The sequence below is a fragment of the Falsochrobactrum ovis genome (assembly GCF_003259955.1).
GTDB lineage: Bacteria > Pseudomonadota > Alphaproteobacteria > Rhizobiales > Rhizobiaceae > Brucella > Brucella ovis_A.
Genome location: NZ_QLMK01000001.1, coordinates 730,598 through 751,001 on the forward strand (window position 1 = coordinate 730,598; position 20,404 = coordinate 751,001).

Sequence of the window (20,404 nt, forward strand, 5' to 3'; positions counted from 1 at the left end):
CAAAATGACAGCGGTGTAGCTGTCAATAACCTCAGGTATTTTCATAGTCCCCCTGCTGAACTTAGCAGCTAGATTATATTGAGATTGGCGTTGAATCTCTTTGTGGGGACAAATTCATAACTGTCTGATTTGAAGTTATTATAGGGGAATCCAATGGCAATGTTTCTTGTCACGCCGCCGGCACTCGAACCGGTGACGATTGCAGATGCGCGCGCATTTTTGAAAATCTCCACCGATAGTGAAGACGAGATCTTGGGCCGGCTGTTAAAAACCGCACGCGAGTTGGTAGAGGCAGAAACTGGCCTCGCATTCATTGATCAAACGTGGCGTTTGCGGGTCGATCGCTGGCCGCGCTCGGGTCGGGTAGCTTTATTTAAATATCCGGTAAAATCCATAGTTTCGGTGGTGGCCTATATGCCGGACGGCACGGCAGTCAATTTTCAGCCGGAGGATTTCCTGCTTCAACATGGACGCCGACCGCAACGTGTATATATGCCGCAATATCAAGATGCGCGCTCGGTTATCGGACTTGAAATCGATTTTGAAGCGGGTTTTGGTGAATCAGGCGCAGAAATGCCCGATACATTAAAACATGCGGTTCTTTCGCTTACCGCCCATCTCTTCGAGACGCGGGCAGTCGCTCCTATACCGGGCGCTTCAACGACATTCCCACCGCTGATTGACCGCATGGTCGACAGTTGGCGTCGGGTGTCCATATGAACAATATTTTGTTTATTGACCCTGGAAAACTCACCTCAGAGCTGATTCTGGAAGCCTTGCATCGGCTTCCCGACGGGATGGGCGGCTATACGGAAAACTGGGTGGAAGACACAACGATCTGGGGGCGTATAGAGCCTGTCAGTACCGCACAGCGCGACTTTGGCACAAGACCCCGCCCTCAAATAACCCACCGTATATTGGTGCGCTTTCGTGACGATATTTCTACGGATAAGCGGTTGCGGAAGGGGCGCCGGATTTTCTCTCTGCTCTCAGCTCATGACCCCGATGAAACGGGCCGATATCTGATCTGTTTAGCAGTGGAAGGTGGGCAGTGAACATCACAATGAAATTAACCTTTGATGGTCTGGTGCGGGCTTTGCGTTTCAAAGAGCTGAGCGTGCGCGAGAACATTTCGATTGGATTGAAACCGAGCAACTTAGACACTGTCAAAACTCGCGGGGAACACAATGAACGGGGCGGCAGCATTACAGAAAGCACTTTATGAGACTCTTAAAAGTGACACGGAACTTATTGAAACTCTTGGCGGTGAGCGGATTTATGATCAAGTTCCGCCGAAGGCAGCGTTTCCTTACATCACCTTCGGCGAAACGCTGAGCCGGGAATGGAACACCGCCAGCGAAGTGGGCGGGGAGCATTTCCTTAACATTCAAATATGGGCCCGAACAGCGGGTCGAAAATTAGTCCTCGATATAGCGGGCCGCATTGCGACGCGGCTTGATGAGGCGCCGATCATTCTAGAAGGTCATCGTCTGATAAATTTCATGCTCACGGAAGTTTTGGCCCGTAACACCGACGGACTCGGCAGCTATCTGGGTACCATGCGTTATCGCGTGGTGACCGAACCCCAAAATTAATAAGGAATTCAGTATGGCAGCTCAACGGGGCAAGGATATCTTGCTCAAAATTGCAAACGCGGATGATCAATTCGTGACCTGTGCTGGCCTACGCACCAAGCGCATCGCCTTCAATGCAGAAACGGTGGATGTAACCGACGCGGATGCCACAGGCCGCTGGCGGCAATTATTGGCTGGAAGCGGGGTACAGCGTGCCTCGGTCAGTGGGTCGGGCATTTTCAAAGATGCAGCGTCAGACGCTTTGGTCCGCTCTGCGTTCTTTGCCGGTGAAATCCAAAATTGGCAAATTATATTGCCCGATTTTGGAACTATCACCGGCGCATTTCAGATTGTCGCGCTCGAATATGGCGGCAATCATGATGCGGAAATGACTTTCGAAATAGCAATTGAATCAGCCGGTCCAATTAGCTTCGGAGAAGCCATATGATGGTCAACCGTCATAGGGGAGAGGTGGCGGCAAGGCTTGATGGCCGGGATTGGACCCTCTGTTTGACCCTCGGCGCGTTGGCTGAACTGGAGGCGGCATTTGAGGCTGACAATTTGTCTGATCTGATTGCTCGCTTTTCTTCGGGCAGGCTTTCCGCTCGCGACATGCAGCGTATTATTTGCGCGGGGCTTCGTGGCGGTGGACATAATGTGAGCGATGATGATGTAGCCGACATGCGCGCCGATGGCGGTGCAACCGGTTATGCGCGCATGGTTTCAGAACTATTGACAGCAACTTTCGGCGGTGCCGAAACGAAAGAAAGCCATTCCGCTCCAAACCCTTAATTGCCGCAGTTGAATCAACTTCTTCGCCTTTCAGCGAAACAAGCGCTTCGCCCTTTCCTTGGGATGAAGTGATGCGGGCGGGGCTTGGTTTGCTGCGGCTATCTCCTAAAAACTTCTGGGCAATGACCCCACGTGAATTTGCTGCGGCGCTCGGTCCATCGCGCCGTTTGCAATCAGCCCCGTCGCGGGCCGCGCTTGATGCGCTGATGCACATTTATCCCGACAGGTAATTCAGATGAAAGATGAAACACTAACCGTTTCAGTCGAGGCGGATATGAGTGCCTTCGACCGTGCCTTGACTGACCTGGAAAAGCGTTCGTCGAGTTTTGGTACGAGTCTCAATACAGCGCTGAAAGGTGCAATTACTACTGGCAAAAGTCTCGAAGACGTATTGCGAGGATTGGCCAGTAGCCTGGCAAGCTCGGCATTATCAGCAGGGCTGCAGCCGCTTCAGAACCTCAGTTCCTCGCTTATGTCAGGCGTGTTTGCCGGCATCCGCGGCGTGATGCCCTTTGCAAAAGGCGGCGTTGTCTCAAGTCCAACCTATTTCGGAATGGGGAATGGTTCTCTGGGTCTCACGGGTGAAGCTGGAGCGGAAGCAATCTTACCGCTGGCGCGCGGAGCAGACGGACGGCTGGGGGTGGCGAGCGGGGGCGGCGGAAAGCCGGTACAAGTCGTTTTTCACATGTCGACACCCGATGCTTCCTCTTTCAAAAAATCGGAAGCGCAACTTTCAGCGATGCTAGCCGGTGCGGTGCGTCGCGGTGCCAGGAGATTGTAACTTATGAACGAAGCATTCCACGATGTTCGTTTCCCACTGGGCGTTTCTTTTGGTGCAACCGGCGGTCCGGAATGGCGGAATGAGATTGTCACTCTCACTTCGGGCCACGAAAAGCGCAACGCCCGTTGGGCACATTCGCGTCGGCACTTTGATGCCGGAACCGGGCTACGCTCGCTCAATGATCTGAGAACCGTGCTGGCTTTCTTCGAGGCACGTCGCGGTTCGCTCTATGGTTTCCGCTTCCGCGATCCTTTTGATTTTTCCTCGGCAGCAGGAAACACGCCTCCGACATCACGTGATCAGAAGATCGGTACTGGCGATGGTGTAAGTAGAAAATTTCAGCTCGTAAAACACTATGAGGACTATATCCGCCCGATCACATGTCCCGTGGCTGATACCGTGTTGATCGCGATAGACGGAGCGGCAGTCGGACAGGGGGAGGCATTCACGCTGGATCCGTTGAGCGGTGTGGTGACTTTTGAAACGGATTACGTACCCGCAAAAGGTGCGATTGTGACGGCAGGGTTTTTATTCGACGTGGCCGTGCGGTTTGATACCGACCGGCTTCTGGCCAGCATTGCTTCGTTTCAAGCTGGTGAAATTCCGTCTATTCCCATCCTTGAGGTGAAAGCATGATCCCCATTCCGCCAGAGCTTGAATCACATCTGCAAGGGGAAGTGACAACCCATTGCTTTGCTTGGATTATAAGACGTTCTGATCAAATCGTTCTTGGGTTCACAGATCACGATCGCACGCTGATTATTGACGGAGTTTCTTGCGAGCCACTCAGCGGTCTGAATAGTTCTGAAGCCAGCACCCAGCTTGGGCTATCGGTCGCTGGCGGAGAGGTGGAAGGTATCTTGTCTTCCAGTAAAATCAGCGATGCGGATATTGAACTTGGCCGATTTGACGATGCTGTAATCGAAGCCTATCTCGCAAATTGGCAGAAGCCGGAACAACATGTGGTTTTACGCCGGTGGACGGCGGGCAAGATCACCCGCGCGGGAAATCGTTTCGTTATGGAACTGAAAGGCGTTGCCGCTGCATTCGATGCTGTAAAAGGCCGTCGCATCCAACGCAATTGCTCCGCAGCACTTGGCGATGGACGCTGCGGCATAAATCTCAGCGACCCACGCTATTTTGCAAATGGAACAGTTTCTCGCTTTGAGGGAACAACTCTTAAGGTCGTAGGTCTGAGCCAATTTGCCGATGGTTGGTTTTCTAACGGCACATTAACGTGGCAGAGCGGCGCAAATGCAGGCCGTACAATCCACTGTGTCAGCCATTCGGGCGCCACGCTTCAACTGATTGATCCGCCTATATTGCCGTTATCGGGAGGGGAGAGGTTCCACATCACCGCGGGCTGCGACAAGAGCTTTACCACCTGCAAGGCAAAATTTTCCAACGGAATTAACTTCCGCGGTTTTCCCCACTTGCCGGGAAATGATGCCGCGTTCGCTTACGTTACCAGTGCAAATGAATATGACGGGGGCGCGCTCGTTCTATGATGGCTCAAAGCGTTATTGAAGAAGCAGAGCGCTGGATCGGTACGCCTTACCGGCATGCGGCATCGCGCCGGGGTGTCAGTTGCGATTGCCTAGGCTTGGTACGAGGCATCTGGCGGGCGCTTTATGGATGCGAACCTGAACGGATAATGCCATATGCGGCCGATTGGGGCGAGGTTTCCAAAGATGATCCTTTGCTGGAAGCCGCAGAACGCCATCTGATAAAACGCGATATGAGCGATCCGCAACCTGGCGATCTTTTGGTGTTTCGCTGGCGAGAAAACACCGCTGCCAAACATCTTGGCATCATGACCTACGAGAACCGTTTCATCCATGCCTATGAAGGGCACAGCGTCATGACTTCGGCGCTTGTACCGCAATGGCGGAAACGTATCGCAGGAATTTTCATTTTTCCCGAACGGAAATTATAAAATGGCAACAATAGTTCTGCAAGCAGTGGGTGCCGCCGTTGGCGGCATTTTTGGCCCTGTGGGCGCCGCCATCGGCGCCGGGCTCGGGGCTATGGGCGGCTATGCAGTGGACACCGCTATCATCAATTCCACCCGACATATGGAAGGTGCGCGATTAACAAGCGGCCGTTTTGTGACCGCTGAAGAAGGTGCAAACCTGCCTTTTATTTATGGCACCGCTCGGCTTTCGGGCACTTTGATTTGGGCCACACGATTTGAAGAGAGCAAAACCACCGAGCGCCAAGGCGGTAAAGGTGGGCCAAAAGTGACCAGTTACAGCTATTTTGGCAATGCCGCCTATGCGGTTGCTGAGGGTGAAATTGCGGGTATCCGCCGCATATGGGCAGACGGTCAGGAATTGGATTTGACCGAAATAAATATGCGGATCTATCGTGGCACCGAGCATCAGCAACCTGATCCGTTGATCGAAGCTAAACAAGGAACGGGTAACGCCCCAGCCTATCGCGGTACTGCCTATGTCGTATTTGAACGTATCCCTCTGGAGAACTACGGCAACCGGCTGCCACAGTTCCACTTTGAGGTGATGCGACCTATTGGTAAGCTTGCAAAAGATTTGCGCGCTGTCGCGTTAATTCCAGGTTCTACAGAATTCGGGCTTTCGCCTGAACCTGTTCGTGACCAGCCACAATTGGGCTACCAGCGATGGGTCAATCGTAATTCTATACGCAGTCGCAGCGATTGGGCCGCAGCGATGGATGAATTGCAAGCCCTGTGTCCGAACCTGAAACATGTGGCCATTGTGCTGCCTTGGTTTGGCGATGATCTTCGTGCTGGCAACTGTCTCATTCGCCCCGGCGTCGCGGACGCTTCGCACCATAGGTCAAGCAGAGTTTGGAGAGTGGAGCGCGTCACCCGCGCCCAGGCGCATTTGATCTCGCGAAGTGGCGAAGGCGCGGCCTATGGCGGCACGCCATCCGATGAAAGTGTCATAGACGCTATCCGCGACGCGCGGGCGCGAGGCCTGCAAGTTACCTTATATCCTTTCATCATGATGGATGTACCTGCCGGCAATAATCTGCCATCTCCCTATGGTGGTGCAAGCCAACCGGTCTATCCTTGGCGTGGTCGGATCACTTGTTATCCAGCGCCGGGTATGAACGGCTCGCCAGATAAAACTGCGATCGCAGGCGCTGAGGTAGAGGCTTTTGTTAATGGAACATGGGGTTATCGACGTTTTCTGAATCATTGCGCCAACCTGGCCGTTCAAGCGGGAGGTGTGGATGCCTTTTTGATTGGCTCCGAATTGCGCGGGTTAACCCGCATTCGCGATAGTCACACCAATTTCCCATTTGTTACGCATCTTTGCGCTTTGGCAGAAGAAATGCGCTCGAAACTGGGCCCCAATTGCCGCATTACCTATGGTGCTGATTGGACTGAATATTTTGGCTATCAAGCAGAAGACGGCACCGGCGATCTATTCTTCAATTTGGATCCGTTTTGGTCTCACCCTGCAATTGATGCAATTGGCATAGATAATTACATGCCGCTCGCTGATTGGCGCGATAGCGATCTTGAAGGCGGAAATCCAGACGGATTTGAAGGGGCTTACGACCTTGATGGATTGATGGCTAATATCGAAGCCGGTGAGGGTTTTGATTGGTATTATGCCAGCAGCGAGGACCGTGCCAAGCGTATCCGCACCCCAATAACCGATGGTATGGCAGGCAAGCCTTGGGTCTATCGTTTCAAAGACATTCGAGCCTGGTGGAGCAATCAACATTTTAATCGGATTGGGGGCAAAGAGGCGTCTCAGCCGACCGCATGGGTCCCTCAATCAAAACCATTCTGGTTTACCGAGTTGGGTTGTCCTGCGGTCGATAAAGGCCCCAATCAGCCGAATGTTTTTCCAGATTCAAAATCATCGGAGAACGCAGCGCCATATTTTTCTAACGGATCACGCTCGGACATCGCTATGGACCGATTTTTGCGTGCGCATTTTCACTACTGGCCAGAAAACAATCCAATATCGCCCATCTATGGTGGACCTATGTTGGACCTAGATCGCATTTATCTGTGGTCGTGGGACACAAGGCCTTTTCCGGAATTTCCGCTCAAGGGCGAAATATGGGGCGATGCGCCAAATTGGCGTTTGGGGCATTGGCTAAATGGCCGCATCAATGGAGTGTCTTTGGATGAATTGATTGCTGCAATCCTTGCAGATTTTGGGTTGCCGGAGGCAGACGTCTCTGGCGTTGACGGGTATTTATCGGGCTTTGTCATATCGGAACCGGCAAGCGCACGGGGAGTGCTGGAGCCGCTTTTGGATATTTTTGGCGTCAACGGATATGAACAGTCGGGACGTTTTGTGTTTAAAAGCATTGCACGCTCATCAGCAGTGCTTGATTTGCAAACCGCGCTGGTCGAACCTGCTGAGGGCGCCGCATTGACCGTCATGCTTGACGATCAGAATGATTTACCAGCAGAAGTGGAGTTTTACTGTCACGACCCGTTGCGTGACTTTCAGGTGGTAGGTGCCAGCGCCATGCGGGATTTAGGTCGAGGAACAGAAAGTGTAAGTCTTTCAGGAGTTCTGGAATCCGGTCAGGCACAGGCTTTGGCCGAAGGATGGTTAGCACGTCGTCATTCCGAGCGGCGAACGGCGAGCTTTGCTCTGCCGTGGTCTCATGCCGCCCTTCATGTTGGTGATCGCATACGGATTGATCGAGAGGGTAGCGAGCGTATCTATATTGTGACCGCCCTTGAGGATGGTGATGTGCGCACGGTGAAGGCCGCAGCGCTGGCCTCCAACATTATATATGCCGATCAAGGCGAGACGCCGCGCTTGCCACCCGGTGGTCCTGTGGCGGATATGAAGCCAGTCATTCATCTGCTGGATCTACCACTCTGGCCCGGCTCAGAAGATCCCGCCCAGCAGTTTCGCGTTGCTTGCCATGCCCGTCCATGGCGGGGAGCTGCGGTTTACGCTTCACCCACCGATGATGGATATATGGAACGCGCGTTAGTTTCTGAGCGCGCCATTATGGGAGAGCTGCTTACCTCCCTGCCTGGCAGTCCCAGTGGCCGGATGATCGACGGGCAAAGTGTTGATCTGGGGCTTTATTCGGGTGAATTGCGACCACAATCTATGGCACAGCTTTTCAACGGGGCCAACGCAGCTTTGCTACGATCACCGGAAGGAGATTGGGAAGTTTTCCAATTCTTGAATGCGGAAGAAATCGGGCTGGATGAGTGGCGGATCAGCGGATTGCTGCGGGGCCAGCTTGGCACTGAATTGGCAGCCCTTTCGGAGAAACCAGCGGGCACGCCCTTCATCCTGATAGATGCTTCGGTGACCAGTGTGGGGCTGCAATCATCTGAAATTGGCCTGCAACTGAATTGGAGGATTGGAACCGCGGGTAAATCCTTTTCGGATGAATATTTCGATACAATAGAATTCAGCGGCGGATTGCGAGCATTGCGGCCATTAAGTCCGGTTCATTTGAAAGCCGAAGCCTTGCCAACCGGCGATCTAGCTGTGAGCTGGATCAGGCGAGGTCGGATTGATGCGGATAATTGGCTGGGCGAAGATATACCGCTTGGTGAGGAGCAAGAAGCCTATCAGGTTGAGATATGGCAATCTGGAACACGCATACGACAAGAGAATGTTTCGGTTCCAAGATGGAATTATTCGCAAGCAGACCGGAATATGGAGGTGGGCAATCAAGCGTTCGAAATACGTGTTGCAATGATCAGCGCGAAAGTGGGTGCAGGCGATCCGGCTAGTCTCGTCATAAGCGACCAATTGATGAACTGAAAGGAAAGTTAATGCAGGACAACAAACCTTGGTATCTCTCTCGAACAGTATGGGCGGGCTTGGTTACCCTTGTGCTTTCGCTTGCCGGAGCATTTGGATTTGCCAGCGATACGATTGATCAGGGCGAACTAACCGAACTATTATTACAACTTGCTACAGCCATTGCAGGACTGGTCACTATTTTAGGACGAGTTGCGGCGAATTCACGTATTTCATAAAATTACAAATTGTGATAGGGGATTCACCATGGGGCAGATTAGCCAAATTGAACGAAACGGACTGGTCTTCCCCAAATGGTCTGGATATTGCTGGTCCGGTCTGTGGACTTAGCAATTCTGATAAAGCTAAACTTTCGTGCCTGTAAGCGGAATGTATCGTTCATGCATGGTTCAGCTGCGAGGCGCTATATGGGCAGCATGATGAAAAAGAACCCTGCTTTGAGATTTTTTGCACTTCTCACAATCTGCGTCGGATTGTTGCCGATGAGCGTTGGCGCGATGCCGATCGGGACGCCGGAGAAGCCTCGTTTCTTGGTCAACGCTTCCGGCGATTGCGCTTCCGTGGGAGAAAAAGTTGCGGCCTCGCAGGGTGGGCAACTGGCCAAGGCAACACCAACCGTGCAAAATGGTAAACCTATGTGTATCGTTGTAGTTCTGGTGCCAGGACGCGATGGTGAACGTCCGCGCCGCGTAGAAGTTGCGGTGCCAGCGAATTAAACGCTGAGACCTAAACACTGGCGAACTAAACGATTGGATTGGGGGAAGCCGTTTTGCGTATCCTGATCGTTGAAGACGATAAAGATCTGAATAGACAGCTTTCAGATGCGCTTCTTGGCGCAGGCTATGTGGTTGATTGTGCCTTTGACGGTGAGGAAGGTCACTATTTAGGGGATACCGAGCCCTACGACGCTGTTATTCTTGATATTGGCCTTCCGCAAATGGACGGCATCAGCGTGGTGGAACGTTGGCGGCAGGCTGGTCGGACGATGCCAGTGCTTATGCTCACCGCACGGGATCGCTGGAGCGATAAGGTTGCGGGTATTGATGCCGGTGCTGACGATTATGTGGCCAAGCCATTCCATATTGAAGAAGTGCTGGCCCGACTTCGGGCTTTAATAAGAAGAGCTGCAGGACATGCTTCTTCCGAGCTTGTCTGTGGGCCTTTGCATCTTGATACCAAAACATCAAAGGTCAGTGTGGATGGAGTGCTGCTTAAACTCACCTCACATGAATATCGCCTGCTTTCATATTTAATGCATCATCAAGATCAAGTTATTTCCCGCACGGAACTGGTTGAACATCTTTATGATCAGGATTTTGATCGAGATTCCAATACGATCGAAGTTTTCGTGGGGCGTCTGCGCAAAAAATTGGGTGCTGACCTGATCGAAACAGTACGCGGTATGGGCTATCGTATGCGCGCTGATACGCGTGAAGTTGAGAAAGGTTGAGGGAACTGAATTTTTTCAGCATTTTTCCTCCCATTCGCTCCCTCGCTGTTCGCGTGGTTACGCTTTCAACGCTTTGGGTAATTCTGGCGCTAATGGTAGGAGCGACTGCCATCAGTGCTCTTTATAGCGAAGCAGCACGCGATAATTTCGAGCGGCTTTTGTCAGCGCATTTGTTCAGTCTGGTCGGCGCAGTGAGCATCTCGCCTGACGGATCGCTTGACGGTCGACCAGAACTTGGCGATGCCCGATATTCCAGCCCATTGTCGGGCTGGTATTGGTCTGTTGTCCCTGTAACGCCAAATGTTCACGGCGAGCTGCGGTCTCAATCACAAATGGGCCGTCCTCTTCCAGATGTCTCTATCTCTGAGGTACCTTTTGATAGTTCCTTTCGCCGTGCTTTCACAATGCCTGGACTTAACGGCGAAGAACTTTATGTCGTTGAAACGGAGGTTGTTCTTGCCGCAGACAACCGCGTTGCCCGCTTCCGGGTCATGGGCAATCTGACGGAAATCCTTCAGGAAGTAAGACAATTTCGGACCCGATTAATCTTGTATTTGTCGGCTTTTGGACTGGGCAGTATCTTAATCAATGCGGCCATCATTCTATTTGGCCTTCGGCCTTTAGATAAGGTACGCAGAGCGCTTGGCGATATCCGCGAGGGGCGGGCAACGAAGCTTGATACTTCAGTTCCCTTGGAAATTGCGCCTCTGGCCCACGAGATGAATGCGCTGATCGAGAACAATCGTCGCATTGTTGAGCGCTCTCGCACCCAGGTCGGAAATCTCGCACATTCACTCAAAACGCCTTTATCTGTTTTGGTGAATGAAGCACGCACGCTGGGAGGAGAGCACGGCCGAATTGTGCGCGAACAAAGCGAAGCTATGCAGGTGCAAATTCAACACTATTTGCAGCGCGCGCGGATAGCTGCGCAACGCAATAGCGTAGTGTTTCGGACGCCTGTTACCCCTGTTCTCGAACGGATTAAGCGGGTCACTGCCAAGCTTAATCCAGAATCCAATATTACTTTTGATAATCAGCTACCGAGCGCGATTTTTGCAGGCGAGAAGGAAGATCTCGAAGAGATTGTCGGCAATCTGCTGGAGAACGCTGCAAAATGGGGCCGCAACCGCATCCATATCATATTGCGCTCAGCTCAGCCGATAAAGGATAAGCGCCGGTTCGAGATCATCATCGAAGATGATGGCGAGGGCCTTGCCCCGGACCGAATAAAGGAAGCATTGCGACGTGGCAATCGCGTCGATGAGTCCAAACCTGGCACGGGATTGGGATTGTCTATTGTTCAAGACACTGTGCAGGAATATGGCGGCGATTTACGGCTAAGCAAAGCTGCGTTGGGCGGTTTGAAAGTATGCGTATTTTTGCCGCTGACCGAAGATTGATACTGAGGGTTAATACGGAACAATAATGATTGCCTTTGCCAATAGGTAAGGGCAAAGGTTAAATTATCGAGCGTGATATTTTGTGTGCGTGTTTAGAAAGACGGGTCCTTATGAAGCTGGTCACGAAATTCTCCACTTCTCTCCTGTTTGTTTCCATTGCGCTTGTCATTGCCGGGTGTGGTACTGCGGGCGATAGGAAAAATACGAGTTTGACTACACTGGGAGGTTTTTCGAGAGGCGAACCTAAGCCAGATCTTTTGGCTGCAATGGGCACAGGACTTTTAGGAAACTCCGCATTGCAACTGACCGCGAATGATCGGCGTAAGGCGCTTGAGGCTGAATATCGCACTCTTGAATATTCGCCGGCTGGCAAAACGGTTTCATGGAAAGCGGGCAGCTCTTCTGGAGATGTTATGGCGGCTCAGCCTTATCAGGTTGGGTCTCAGAATTGCCGACAATACACCCACACATTTAATATTAATGGCGTGCCGCAAACTCAGCGAGGAACCGCCTGTCGCAACCCAGACGGTAGTTGGACCCCCTTAAATTGACGACCTCTTTTGCGGCGAATTGCCCTAGTTGGCGAGTTTAACCCGGTAGATATTGGTTTTTTCCTCCGCTGGGGGTAAGTCTCCGCCATGGAATTTTGGTTCTTCGCTATTCTGCTTACAATAGCAGCTACATTAATCGTCCTGTTGCCGCTAACGCGCAGCAGCAAGGGCTTCTTGCCGGCCAGAAAAAACGATCTCGAAGTCTATCGCGATCAACTGCGTGAAGTGGACGCGGATTTGGCGCGGGGAATGATCGATGAGGCCAGCGCTGAGCAAGCGCGGATTGAGATCTCCCGGCGGATTCTGGCCGCTGAAAAAGCCAGTGACGATAGTGCATCAATCTATGAACGACGGTCCGGTCATATTCTTTCTTTCGCCGCAGTATTATGTGTGCCTTTGATTGCATGGGGCGTGTATCCGTTCTTTGGTAAGCCCGATATGCCATCCATGCCGCTTTCATCTCGTCTTCAGAGCGCGGCAGGACAAAATTCGGTTGAAGAACTCATTGCACGTGCTGAGGCACATTTGGCGCAAAACCCAAATGATGCACGGGGTTGGGATGTGTTAGCGCCTATTTATCTGCGTCTGGGTCGCGCGGCCGATGCAGCTAATGCCTATCGTGCCGCCATCCGCATTGATGGCGAAAATGTTGCGCGTAATCTTGGTCTGGGTGAGGCCCTGATAACGATCTCCGGCGGCACTATTACAGCGGAAGCGGAAACATTTTTCCAAAAAGCCGCAAAGCTTGCGCCCGACAATATAGGACCGCAATTTTATCTTGCACAAGGCGAGTTGCAAGATGGGCGAGCTGAGGCAGCCGTAACAAGATTGCAGACATTTTTGAAAAAGCCGAATGTCGATGCATCCACGCGCGCGCAGGTTGAAGAGCTTATTGCTCGCTTACGCTCGCAGCCTCAAACCCTGCCTGGTCCAACTTCTGAGGAAATCGAAGCGGCATCACAACTCAGCGCTGAAGACCAGCAGGCAATGATCGAGGGCATGGTCGAGCGATTAGACGCAAGACTTCGAGAAAATGGTGCCGACTTGGATGGTTGGAAGCGGCTGCTTCGCTCTTATCTGATCATCGATCGGCGTGAGGCAGCTAATGATGCCTTAAAAAGAGGGCTATCCGCTCTTAAAGGAGAAGAACAGGTGGAGCTTCAGCTCTATGCTGCGCAATTGGGACTGGAATCCGGGAGCAGAAAGGAATGAATGCGACGGTGCAGGGGCGCGGGCCCGACAAGGTTGGGATTGATCAAGTCTCAACCAATATTGCTCGAACTATGAGCCGGCGTAAACGCAAACGTTTGATGCTGATCGGTGGTGCTCTAGCTGTACTCGCCGTTGCTGTCGGCCTCATATTAATGGCATTTAGTCAGGATATTCGCTTTTTCCGCACACCTGCCGATCTGACCGAGCAGGAATTAACTTCCGGCGCACGCTTTCGCTTGGGCGGCCTTGTTGAAGAAGGGTCCGTCACCCGCGAGGGCAGCATTCTTCAATTCACAGTAACCGACACGATTAAGACCGTTAAAGTGTCCTTTGAAGGTATTGCGCCTGATCTCTTCCGTGAAGGGCAGGGCGTAGTGGCTGAAGGTCGGTTTGGCGCCGACGGGGTTTTTCGGGCGGATAATGTCCTCGCTAAGCACGATGAAAATTACGTTCCAAAAGACCTTGCTAGCAGCTTGAAAGAAAAGGGCGTTTGGGAAGGCCAATGATTGGATCGGAAAACCGCAAATGAATGTCGAGATCGGCCATTTCGCTCTGGTATTAGCGCTGGCATTGTCAATTGTGCAATCGATCGTGCCGGCGATCGGTGCTCATCGGCGTGATATGCGCTTGATGGCAGTTGCTGTTCCGACTGCACTCGCCGCTTTTGCGTTGATTGCCTTCGCCTTTTTTGTGCTCACGATTGCTTATGTGGTTTCCGACTTTTCAGTCTTGAACGTCGTGCAAAACTCACATTCCCAAAAGCCGCTTCTATATAAGTTCACGGGCGTTTGGGGCAATCACGAAGGCTCGATGCTCCTTTGGGTGCTTATATTAAGTTTTTTCAGCTCTTTGGTGGCAGCATTTTCTGCCAATCTGCCTGATAGTTTGCGTGCAAATGTGATCGCGGTTCAAGGCTGGATGACGACAGCATTTCTTGCTTTCATTATCGCAACCTCCAATCCCTTTACCCGAATATTTCCAGCTCCATTAGAGGGTGCTGATCTCAACCCGATCCTTCAGGATATCGGTCTAGCGATCCATCCACCTATGCTTTATCTGGGCTATGTCGGATTTTCCGTGTGTTTCTCGTTTGCTATTGCCGCGCTGATTGAGGGTCGTATTGACGCTGCTTGGGCGCGTTGGGTTCGTCCTTGGGCATTGGTAGCTTGGACATTCCTGACCGGTGGCATAGCCATGGGTTCCTATTGGGCTTATTACGAGTTGGGCTGGGGTGGCTGGTGGTTCTGGGACCCGGTCGAGAATGCGTCCTTTATGCCGTGGCTCGTGGGAACTGCGCTTCTTCATTCAGCTCTGGTCATGGAAAAGCGTTCCGCACTCAAAATTTGGACAGTATTGCTTGCGATTCTGACCTTTTCCCTTTCGTTACTAGGCGCCTTTCTCGTCCGTTCCGGCGTCCTGACCTCTGTTCACAGTTTCGCGACCGATCCAGGACGGGGCTTGTTCATTCTCGCTATTCTGGCGCTCTTCATTGGTGGGTCTTTATCGCTATTTGCCCTTCGTGTGCAAAGCCTCACCACGGGTGGATTATTCCAACCAATTTCTCGGGAAGGCGCGCTGGTCTTCAACAATCTGTTTCTGACAACTGCCGCAGCTACAGTTCTCGTTGGCACATTATATCCGCTTCTGCTGGAGGTATTCACCGGCGATAAGATTTCTGTTGGCGCGCCGTTCTTTAACATGACATTCGGCCCGCTGATGATCCCGCTCTTGATCGCTGTGCCTTTTGGGTCGTTGCTAGCGTGGAAACGCGGCGACCTTTACGCAGTTTCCCAACGATTGATGACTGCATTCGGCTTGGCTTTGCTCGTCACGGCAATTGTTTTGTGGCAAAGTCATGCGCAATCGATTTTTGCAGCCTTCGGTATTGGTTTAGCTGCTTGGCTGATATTTGGCAGCCTGACCGATCTGGTGTTGAAAGCGGGTATCGGTAAAGTGTCGGCAGCTAAAGCTTTTGCCCGTTTTAAGGGCCTACCACGTTCAGCATTTGGCACGGCGCTCGCACATATGGGACTGGGAATAACCCTGATAGGGATTGTCAGTGTCACGACTTTTGGCACGGAAAATGTGCTGGTTATGAAGCCGGGCGATGAGACATCCATTGCTGAATATTCTCTGCGCTTTGAGGGCATGCGCCCAATAACAGGTTCGAATTTCACCGAAAATCAGGGAAGCTTTACCTTATACGCACCTAACGGGCGCGACCTTGGGGTAATTGAACCTTCCAAGCGGTTTTTCCCTGCCAGACAAATGCCGACCACTGAAGCTGGCATAAGAACCCTTGGCTTTAGTCAGATCTATGCGGCTCTGGGCGATGATGTAGGAGACGATTCCATTGTTGTGCGCCTGTGGTGGAAGCCATATGTGACCCTTATTTGGTACGGCGCTGTTGTAATGATGCTGGGTGGAATAATCTCGCTTGCGGATCGTCGACTGCGTGTTGGCGCACCGGCAAAACAACGTAAAAAATCTCCAACTTCGTCGGAGATTACCGCATGAGCCTACGAGCATTATCAGCCATATTGATGATCACAGCTGCGCTCTTGTTTTCGCTGACGAATGCATTTGCATTAAATCCCGACGAAGTTTTAAGCGATCCGCAGCTTGAACGTCGCGCACGAGAAATATCTGCCGGTCTGCGATGCATGGTCTGTCAAAATGAATCGATTGACGATTCCAATGCAGAACTAGCTCGCGACTTGCGTATTCTTGTGCGGGAACGTTTGACCGCGGGCGATACTGATAAAGAAGTGCAGGATTTTGTCGTCGCCCGTTATGGTGAATTCGTTTTGCTAAGACCTCGTTTGAGCGCCAATACGCTACTTCTTTGGGGCTTTCCCATCGTAATCTTGCTTATTGGCGGGGGAACACTTCTTTTTTCTCTGCGCAGACGGAAGGTCATTGCGCCAGAACCACTTTCTGGCGAAGAAAAAGCCCGCCTATCGAAGATACTTGACGATAAATAGTTTTCTTAACCAGCTCGCCTATATCAACCTTACAAAACTTTCATCTTCCGGAAATTGCGCGGTAAGGTAGCGTTACCTATGTTGCGCTCTATAAAGGATTAACGGGGCGGGCTTGCCTGTTTGGAAGCAGGGGTCCCCGATTGTTGCTCGTAAGGAGAGAAACATGATTAAGACAACTATTTCCAAATATAGCAAAACTGTTGCAGCTATCGCGCTGTCTGCCGCTCTTGCCGGTACATTTGTTGCAACTGGTCCATTAGGTTCTTTCACGGAGGCGCGTGCCGAAGCAGTTCGCGTGACGCCGCCGCAACAGGCAGGTTTTGCAGATCTTGTTGAAAAGGTTCGCCCCGCAGTTGTCAGTGTTCGTGTAAAAAAAGAATTTCAGGAAACCGCAAATAGCGCTCAGCAGTTTGGTGCTCCCGGATTTGATCAGCTCCCAAATGATCATCCGTTGAAGCGTTTCTTCCGTGATTTTGGCATTGAGCCACGTGGCGATGCTCGCCCCGATAGTCGCCGTCCCAACAAACGCCAAAACCGTCCGGGCAAAGAACGCCCAATCTCGCAGGGTTCAGGCTTCTTTATTTCTCAAGATGGTTATTTGGTAACCAATAATCATGTTGTCGCCGACGGCGATGCTTTTAGCGTTGTGCTCGATGATGGTACCGAATTTGACGCGAAACTGATCGGTACGGATGAACGCACTGATCTGGCTGTGTTGAAAGTCGACGATGATCGCAAATTTACCTATGTTGCTTTCGGTGACGATAACAAAATCCGGGTTGGTGACTGGGTGGTTGCAGTTGGCAATCCGTTTGGTCTCGGAGGCACGGTAACGTCCGGTATCGTTTCAGGTCGCGGTCGCGATATTGGTGCTGGCCCCTATGATGATTTTATTCAGATTGATGCGGCAGTAAACAAAGGGAACTCCGGTGGACCAGCCTTTGATCTTTCTGGCGAAGTGATTGGCATCAATACTGCGATCTTCTCGCCCTCCGGCGGTAGCGTGGGTATTGCATTTGCTATTCCGGCATCAACCGCAAAGCAGGTTGTAGAGCAGCTCATTGAAAAAGGATCGGTTGAGCGCGGCTGGATTGGTGTTCAGATACAGCCAGTGACGAAAGATATCGCCGCTTCTCTTGGATTGGCTGAAGAAAAGGGCGCCATTGTCGCCGCACCTCAGGCAGATGGTCCAGCAGCGAAAGCCGGTATTAATGCGGGTGATGTTATCACCGCAGTCAACGGCGAAACTGTAGACAGCCCGCGTGAACTGGCTCGAAAAATTGCCAAAATCGCGCCCGGTGAAAAAGCTGCAATTTCTGTGTGGCGGAACGGTAAGGCTGAAGAAGTTTCCGTGACAATCGCTCCCATGCCTAACGAAGCTGGAAAGGCTGCTAGCCCAAAAAATGGCGGGGCTGAAAAAGGTGAAACGCTTGATAGCTATGGCTTGATAGTAACACCGGCTGAAGACGGCAACGGTGTGGTTGTCACCAATGTCGACCCGAACAGCGACGCTTCTGACCGCGGTATTCGTCCCGGCGATGTGATTGTGAGCGTAAATAATCAGGCGGTGAAAAACGCTGCGGAAATAAACGACGCGATCGAAGCCGCCAGCAAAGCAGGACGTAAGGCGGTGCTGTTACAGCTCCAGAGCAATGATCAGAGCCGCTTTGTTGCCCTTCCGATCACTCAAGCAGACTAAGACGATTTCTGTGAATTCGATCAATTCCTGAAATCCAAAGCCAGGCGGAACTTCCGCCTGGCACTATCTCATCCCTCTGGGTTATTGTGTCTCCATGAAGATTCTCGTTATTGAAGACGACCGCGAAGCGGCTCGCTACCTCGAAAAAGCCTTCTCTGAAGCGGGTCACTCTGCAGACATCGCTGGCGATGGAGAGACGGGCTATGCTTTGGCTGAAAGCGGAAAATATGATGTGTTGGTGGTAGATCGGATGCTGCCTAAGCGCGATGGGCTTTCAGTGGTCGCAGGGCTGCGCGCCAAAGGCGTGGAGACGCCGGTTCTAATCCTTTCAGCTTTGGGTGAAGTGGATGACCGCGTCACCGGTTTACGTGCTGGAGGTGACGACTATCTTACCAAACCTTATGCATTCTCTGAATTGCTGGCACGTGTAGAAGTTTTACAGCGCCGCTCAAGTCCGCGTGAAGCGGATACGATTTATAGAGTTGGCGATCTTGAGTTGGACAGGCTGGCCCATACTGCGCGAAGGCAGAATGTCGACATCGTGCTTCAACCACGCGAATTTCGTCTTCTCGAATATTTAATGCGTCACGCCGGTCAGGTCGTAACCCGGACAATGCTGTTGGAAAATGTCTGGGATTATCATTTCGATCCACAGACCAATGTGATTGACGTGCATATTTCGCGTTTGCGCAGCAAGATTGAAAAAGGGTTTGATGAGCCTCTTCTTCATACGGTTCGTGGTGCCGGTTATATGCTGAAAGCAAAACAGCAGTCGGACACGGCTGCTAAGGCGGAATAATGGGGCGTTTTTCCGCTCTGATGCGCACGACGGCAGCTCGGCTTTCTGCGCTATATTTGCTTTTGTTCGCGGTCGGCGCTTTTGGATTGGTATTTTATATCACCAACCTTTCCGCAACTTTTTTGGCGGCCCAAACCCAGGAAGCATTGTCGGAGGAAGTCGCAAGCGTTGGCAAAGCCTATGCGCGTGGCGGCATTCCGCAGTTGATGCGTGTGGTTGAATACCGCTCGCGTCAACCCAATGCTTATCTTTATCTTGTTTCCGATCCAACAGGCCGCATTTTGGCAGGCAATGTCGAAGACGTGCAGCCGGGAGTCCTTGACACCAACGGTATAGTAGAGCGCGCTTTCACCTATAATCGTTATGGCGAGCAGGGCGCTGAGAGCGAACATCGGGCAATTGCGGTGGTCATTGCTTTACCTAATGGTATGCGACTTCTGGTCGGGCGTGATCTAGGCGAACCAGAGCGTTTTAGGGACATAACGCGCCGCTCTTTGATGTTAGCGCTCGGTATTATGAGCGTGGGCGCATTTTTGATCTGGTATTTTGTCGGACGCCGCGCTTTACGCCGAATTGACGAAGTTTCGGAAGCTTCCCAGCGCATCATGGAAGGCGATATGACGGGACGTCTGCCGGTAAACGGATCTGGGGATGAGTTTGATCGCCTTTCCATAAACCTCAACGTGATGTTAGCGCGTATTTTGGAACTCAATGAGGGGCTAAAGCAAGTCTCCGACAATATCGCGCACGATCTCAAAACACCGCTGACACGCTTGCGTAACCGTGCCGAAGATGCGCTGAGCGGAAAGAAGGATGGGCCAGAATATCGTCAGGCACTTGAGGATATTATTGCCGAGTCTGATCAGCTGATACGCACCTTCAACGCAATATTGATGATCTCCCGTTTGGAAGCGGGTTATTCTTCGGAAAATTTGGAAGAGATGTCGCTTGCAGCGATTGTTCGCGATGTCGCTGAAATGTACGAGCCAGTGGCCGAAGAAGCCGGAGGAAAACTGGAAGTGGGCACGCTGATTGAGACGCCTCTTCGGATCAATCGGGAGCTTATCGGCCAGACCATTTCTAACCTTCTTGATAATGCACTCAAATATGCAAGCCTAGATCGAGAGGACGCATGCGTGACCCTTTCGATGGAGCAAGATAAAGCGCGTCTGCGAGTTGTGATTGCTGATAATGGAAACGGCATCCCTGAGAATAAACGCGATCAGGCAATGGAACGTTTTGTGCGCTTGGAAGAAAGCCGTACGCAACCCGGGTCCGGGCTTGGTTTAAGTCTTGCCAAGGCCGTGATGAAGTTGCACGGTGGCGCTCTTCGTCTTGAAGACAACCAACCCGGATTACGGGCGGTTTTGGAGTTTCCATTGCCGCATGACGATACCGGAAAATAAACCGCA

Annotated in this window: 23 protein-coding genes; all 23 read left to right on the forward strand. The window is 51.9% G+C overall.

Annotation, left to right across the window (positions count from 1 at the left end; translation table 11 throughout):
- Positions 1–153: 153 nt before the first annotated feature.
- The 23 genes from C7374_RS03465 to C7374_RS03575 all read left to right on the forward strand — a co-directional run bounded on the left by C7374_RS03465 (position 154) and on the right by C7374_RS03575 (position 20,398).
- On the forward strand, positions 154–720 hold the full coding sequence (locus C7374_RS03465; protein WP_111574187.1) for a head-tail connector protein: 567 nt from the start codon (positions 154–156) through the stop codon (positions 718–720).
- Positions 717–1,055, forward strand: coding sequence for a phage head closure protein (locus C7374_RS03470; RefSeq protein WP_111574188.1), 339 nt, complete (start codon positions 717–719; stop codon positions 1,053–1,055). Before C7374_RS03465 ends, C7374_RS03470 begins: the two co-directional genes overlap by 4 nt.
- A gap of 132 nt (positions 1,056–1,187) precedes the next feature.
- Positions 1,188–1,595 (forward strand): DUF3168 domain-containing protein, encoded by a 408-nt coding sequence (locus C7374_RS03475; protein WP_111574189.1) that lies wholly within the window; start codon positions 1,188–1,190, stop codon positions 1,593–1,595.
- A gap of 13 nt (positions 1,596–1,608) precedes the next feature.
- Positions 1,609–2,022, forward strand: coding sequence for a phage major tail protein, TP901-1 family (locus tag C7374_RS03480; RefSeq protein ID WP_111574190.1), 414 nt, complete (start codon positions 1,609–1,611; stop codon positions 2,020–2,022).
- On the forward strand, positions 2,019–2,366 hold the full coding sequence (locus C7374_RS03485; protein WP_245412559.1) for a gene transfer agent family protein: 348 nt from the start codon (positions 2,019–2,021) through the stop codon (positions 2,364–2,366). The genes C7374_RS03480 and C7374_RS03485 overlap by 4 nt, the downstream gene beginning before the upstream one ends.
- On the forward strand, positions 2,366–2,596 hold the full coding sequence (locus C7374_RS03490; RefSeq protein ID WP_280968786.1) for a rcc01693 family protein: 231 nt from the start codon (positions 2,366–2,368) through the stop codon (positions 2,594–2,596). Before C7374_RS03485 ends, C7374_RS03490 begins: the two co-directional genes overlap by 1 nt.
- A gap of 5 nt (positions 2,597–2,601) precedes the next feature.
- Complete coding sequence (locus C7374_RS03495) at positions 2,602–3,147, forward strand: phage tail tape measure protein (RefSeq protein ID WP_111574192.1); 546 nt, start codon at positions 2,602–2,604, stop codon at positions 3,145–3,147.
- Positions 3,148–3,150: 3 nt separating this feature from the next.
- Complete coding sequence (locus tag C7374_RS03500; protein WP_111574193.1) at positions 3,151–3,783, forward strand: DUF2460 domain-containing protein; 633 nt, start codon at positions 3,151–3,153, stop codon at positions 3,781–3,783.
- A complete protein-coding gene (locus tag C7374_RS03505) occupies positions 3,780–4,655 on the forward strand; it encodes a DUF2163 domain-containing protein (RefSeq protein WP_111574194.1) in 876 nt (291 codons plus the stop codon). Before C7374_RS03500 ends, C7374_RS03505 begins: the two co-directional genes overlap by 4 nt.
- Entirely contained in the window at positions 4,652–5,083 is a 432-nt protein-coding gene (locus C7374_RS03510; RefSeq protein WP_111574195.1) for an NlpC/P60 family protein, read from the forward strand. The genes C7374_RS03505 and C7374_RS03510 overlap by 4 nt, the downstream gene beginning before the upstream one ends.
- Position 5,084: 1 nt before the next feature.
- Positions 5,085–8,897: a baseplate multidomain protein megatron gene (locus C7374_RS03515; RefSeq protein ID WP_111574196.1), complete on the forward strand. Its 3,813-nt coding sequence runs from the start codon at positions 5,085–5,087 to the stop codon at positions 8,895–8,897.
- Positions 8,898–8,908: 11 nt separating this feature from the next.
- Entirely contained in the window at positions 8,909–9,115 is a 207-nt protein-coding gene (locus C7374_RS03520; RefSeq protein WP_111574197.1) for a hypothetical protein, read from the forward strand.
- 201 nt (positions 9,116–9,316) lie between these two features.
- Positions 9,317–9,613 (forward strand): hypothetical protein, encoded by a 297-nt coding sequence (locus C7374_RS03525; protein ID WP_111574270.1) that lies wholly within the window; start codon positions 9,317–9,319, stop codon positions 9,611–9,613.
- A gap of 53 nt (positions 9,614–9,666) precedes the next feature.
- Positions 9,667–10,347 carry a response regulator transcription factor gene (locus C7374_RS03530; protein WP_111574271.1) on the forward strand — a complete coding sequence of 227 codons (681 nt, stop codon included), beginning with the start codon at positions 9,667–9,669 and terminating at the stop codon, positions 10,345–10,347.
- An 83-nt stretch (positions 10,348–10,430) separates the two neighbouring features.
- The gene (locus C7374_RS03535; protein ID WP_111574272.1) at positions 10,431–11,747 is read left to right on the forward strand and encodes an ATP-binding protein; all 1,317 of its coding nucleotides are present in this window, start codon (positions 10,431–10,433) and stop codon (positions 11,745–11,747) included.
- Between the two features lie 110 nt (positions 11,748–11,857).
- Positions 11,858–12,298, forward strand: coding sequence for a hypothetical protein (locus C7374_RS03540; protein ID WP_111574198.1), 441 nt, complete (start codon positions 11,858–11,860; stop codon positions 12,296–12,298).
- Positions 12,299–12,385: 87 nt separating this feature from the next.
- Positions 12,386–13,510, forward strand: coding sequence for a c-type cytochrome biogenesis protein CcmI (gene ccmI, locus C7374_RS03545; protein WP_111574199.1), 1,125 nt, complete (start codon positions 12,386–12,388; stop codon positions 13,508–13,510).
- A 71-nt stretch (positions 13,511–13,581) separates the two neighbouring features.
- The gene (gene ccmE, locus C7374_RS03550; RefSeq protein WP_245412571.1) at positions 13,582–14,016 is read left to right on the forward strand and encodes a cytochrome c maturation protein CcmE; all 435 of its coding nucleotides are present in this window, start codon (positions 13,582–13,584) and stop codon (positions 14,014–14,016) included.
- A 19-nt stretch (positions 14,017–14,035) separates the two neighbouring features.
- Entirely contained in the window at positions 14,036–16,027 is a 1,992-nt protein-coding gene (locus C7374_RS03555) for a heme lyase CcmF/NrfE family subunit (RefSeq protein WP_111574201.1), read from the forward strand.
- A complete protein-coding gene (locus tag C7374_RS03560) occupies positions 16,024–16,494 on the forward strand; it encodes a cytochrome c-type biogenesis protein (RefSeq protein WP_111574202.1) in 471 nt (156 codons plus the stop codon). Before C7374_RS03555 ends, C7374_RS03560 begins: the two co-directional genes overlap by 4 nt.
- A gap of 163 nt (positions 16,495–16,657) precedes the next feature.
- Entirely contained in the window at positions 16,658–18,193 is a 1,536-nt protein-coding gene (locus C7374_RS03565) for a DegQ family serine endoprotease (protein WP_111574203.1), read from the forward strand.
- A gap of 94 nt (positions 18,194–18,287) precedes the next feature.
- On the forward strand, positions 18,288–18,992 hold the full coding sequence (locus tag C7374_RS03570; protein ID WP_111574204.1) for a response regulator transcription factor: 705 nt from the start codon (positions 18,288–18,290) through the stop codon (positions 18,990–18,992).
- Positions 18,989–20,398 (forward strand): sensor histidine kinase, encoded by a 1,410-nt coding sequence (locus tag C7374_RS03575; RefSeq protein WP_210205065.1) that lies wholly within the window; start codon positions 18,989–18,991, stop codon positions 20,396–20,398. The genes C7374_RS03570 and C7374_RS03575 overlap by 4 nt, the downstream gene beginning before the upstream one ends.
- Positions 20,399–20,404 lie beyond the last annotated feature (6 nt).

Excerpts from the sequence above, each read along its gene's own strand:
- C7374_RS03540 (WP_111574198.1), top strand. The coding sequence starts at position 11,858 with ATGAAGCTGGTCACGAAATTCTCCACTTCTCTCCTGTTTGTTTCCATT.
- C7374_RS03565 (WP_111574203.1), top strand. The coding sequence starts at position 16,658 with ATGATTAAGACAACTATTTCCAAATATAGCAAAACTGTTGCAGCTATC.
- ccmI (WP_111574199.1), top strand. The coding sequence starts at position 12,386 with ATGGAATTTTGGTTCTTCGCTATTCTGCTTACAATAGCAGCTACATTA.
- C7374_RS03505 (WP_111574194.1), top strand. The coding sequence starts at position 3,780 with ATGATCCCCATTCCGCCAGAGCTTGAATCACATCTGCAAGGGGAAGTG.
- C7374_RS03520 (WP_111574197.1), top strand. The coding sequence starts at position 8,909 with ATGCAGGACAACAAACCTTGGTATCTCTCTCGAACAGTATGGGCGGGC.
- C7374_RS03510 (WP_111574195.1), top strand. The coding sequence starts at position 4,652 with ATGATGGCTCAAAGCGTTATTGAAGAAGCAGAGCGCTGGATCGGTACG.
- C7374_RS03515 (WP_111574196.1), top strand. The coding sequence starts at position 5,085 with ATGGCAACAATAGTTCTGCAAGCAGTGGGTGCCGCCGTTGGCGGCATT.
- C7374_RS03495 (WP_111574192.1), top strand. The coding sequence starts at position 2,602 with ATGAAAGATGAAACACTAACCGTTTCAGTCGAGGCGGATATGAGTGCC.
- C7374_RS03500 (WP_111574193.1), top strand. The coding sequence starts at position 3,151 with ATGAACGAAGCATTCCACGATGTTCGTTTCCCACTGGGCGTTTCTTTT.
- C7374_RS03570 (WP_111574204.1), top strand. The coding sequence starts at position 18,288 with ATGAAGATTCTCGTTATTGAAGACGACCGCGAAGCGGCTCGCTACCTC.
- C7374_RS03525 (WP_111574270.1), top strand. The coding sequence starts at position 9,317 with ATGAAAAAGAACCCTGCTTTGAGATTTTTTGCACTTCTCACAATCTGC.
- C7374_RS03470 (WP_111574188.1), top strand. The coding sequence starts at position 717 with ATGAACAATATTTTGTTTATTGACCCTGGAAAACTCACCTCAGAGCTG.
- ccmE (WP_245412571.1), top strand. The coding sequence starts at position 13,582 with ATGAGCCGGCGTAAACGCAAACGTTTGATGCTGATCGGTGGTGCTCTA.
- C7374_RS03475 (WP_111574189.1), top strand. The coding sequence starts at position 1,188 with ATGAACGGGGCGGCAGCATTACAGAAAGCACTTTATGAGACTCTTAAA.
- C7374_RS03555 (WP_111574201.1), top strand. The coding sequence starts at position 14,036 with ATGAATGTCGAGATCGGCCATTTCGCTCTGGTATTAGCGCTGGCATTG.
- C7374_RS03480 (WP_111574190.1), top strand. The coding sequence starts at position 1,609 with ATGGCAGCTCAACGGGGCAAGGATATCTTGCTCAAAATTGCAAACGCG.
- C7374_RS03485 (WP_245412559.1), top strand. The coding sequence starts at position 2,019 with ATGATGGTCAACCGTCATAGGGGAGAGGTGGCGGCAAGGCTTGATGGC.
- C7374_RS03465 (WP_111574187.1), top strand. The coding sequence starts at position 154 with ATGGCAATGTTTCTTGTCACGCCGCCGGCACTCGAACCGGTGACGATT.
- C7374_RS03560 (WP_111574202.1), top strand. The coding sequence starts at position 16,024 with ATGAGCCTACGAGCATTATCAGCCATATTGATGATCACAGCTGCGCTC.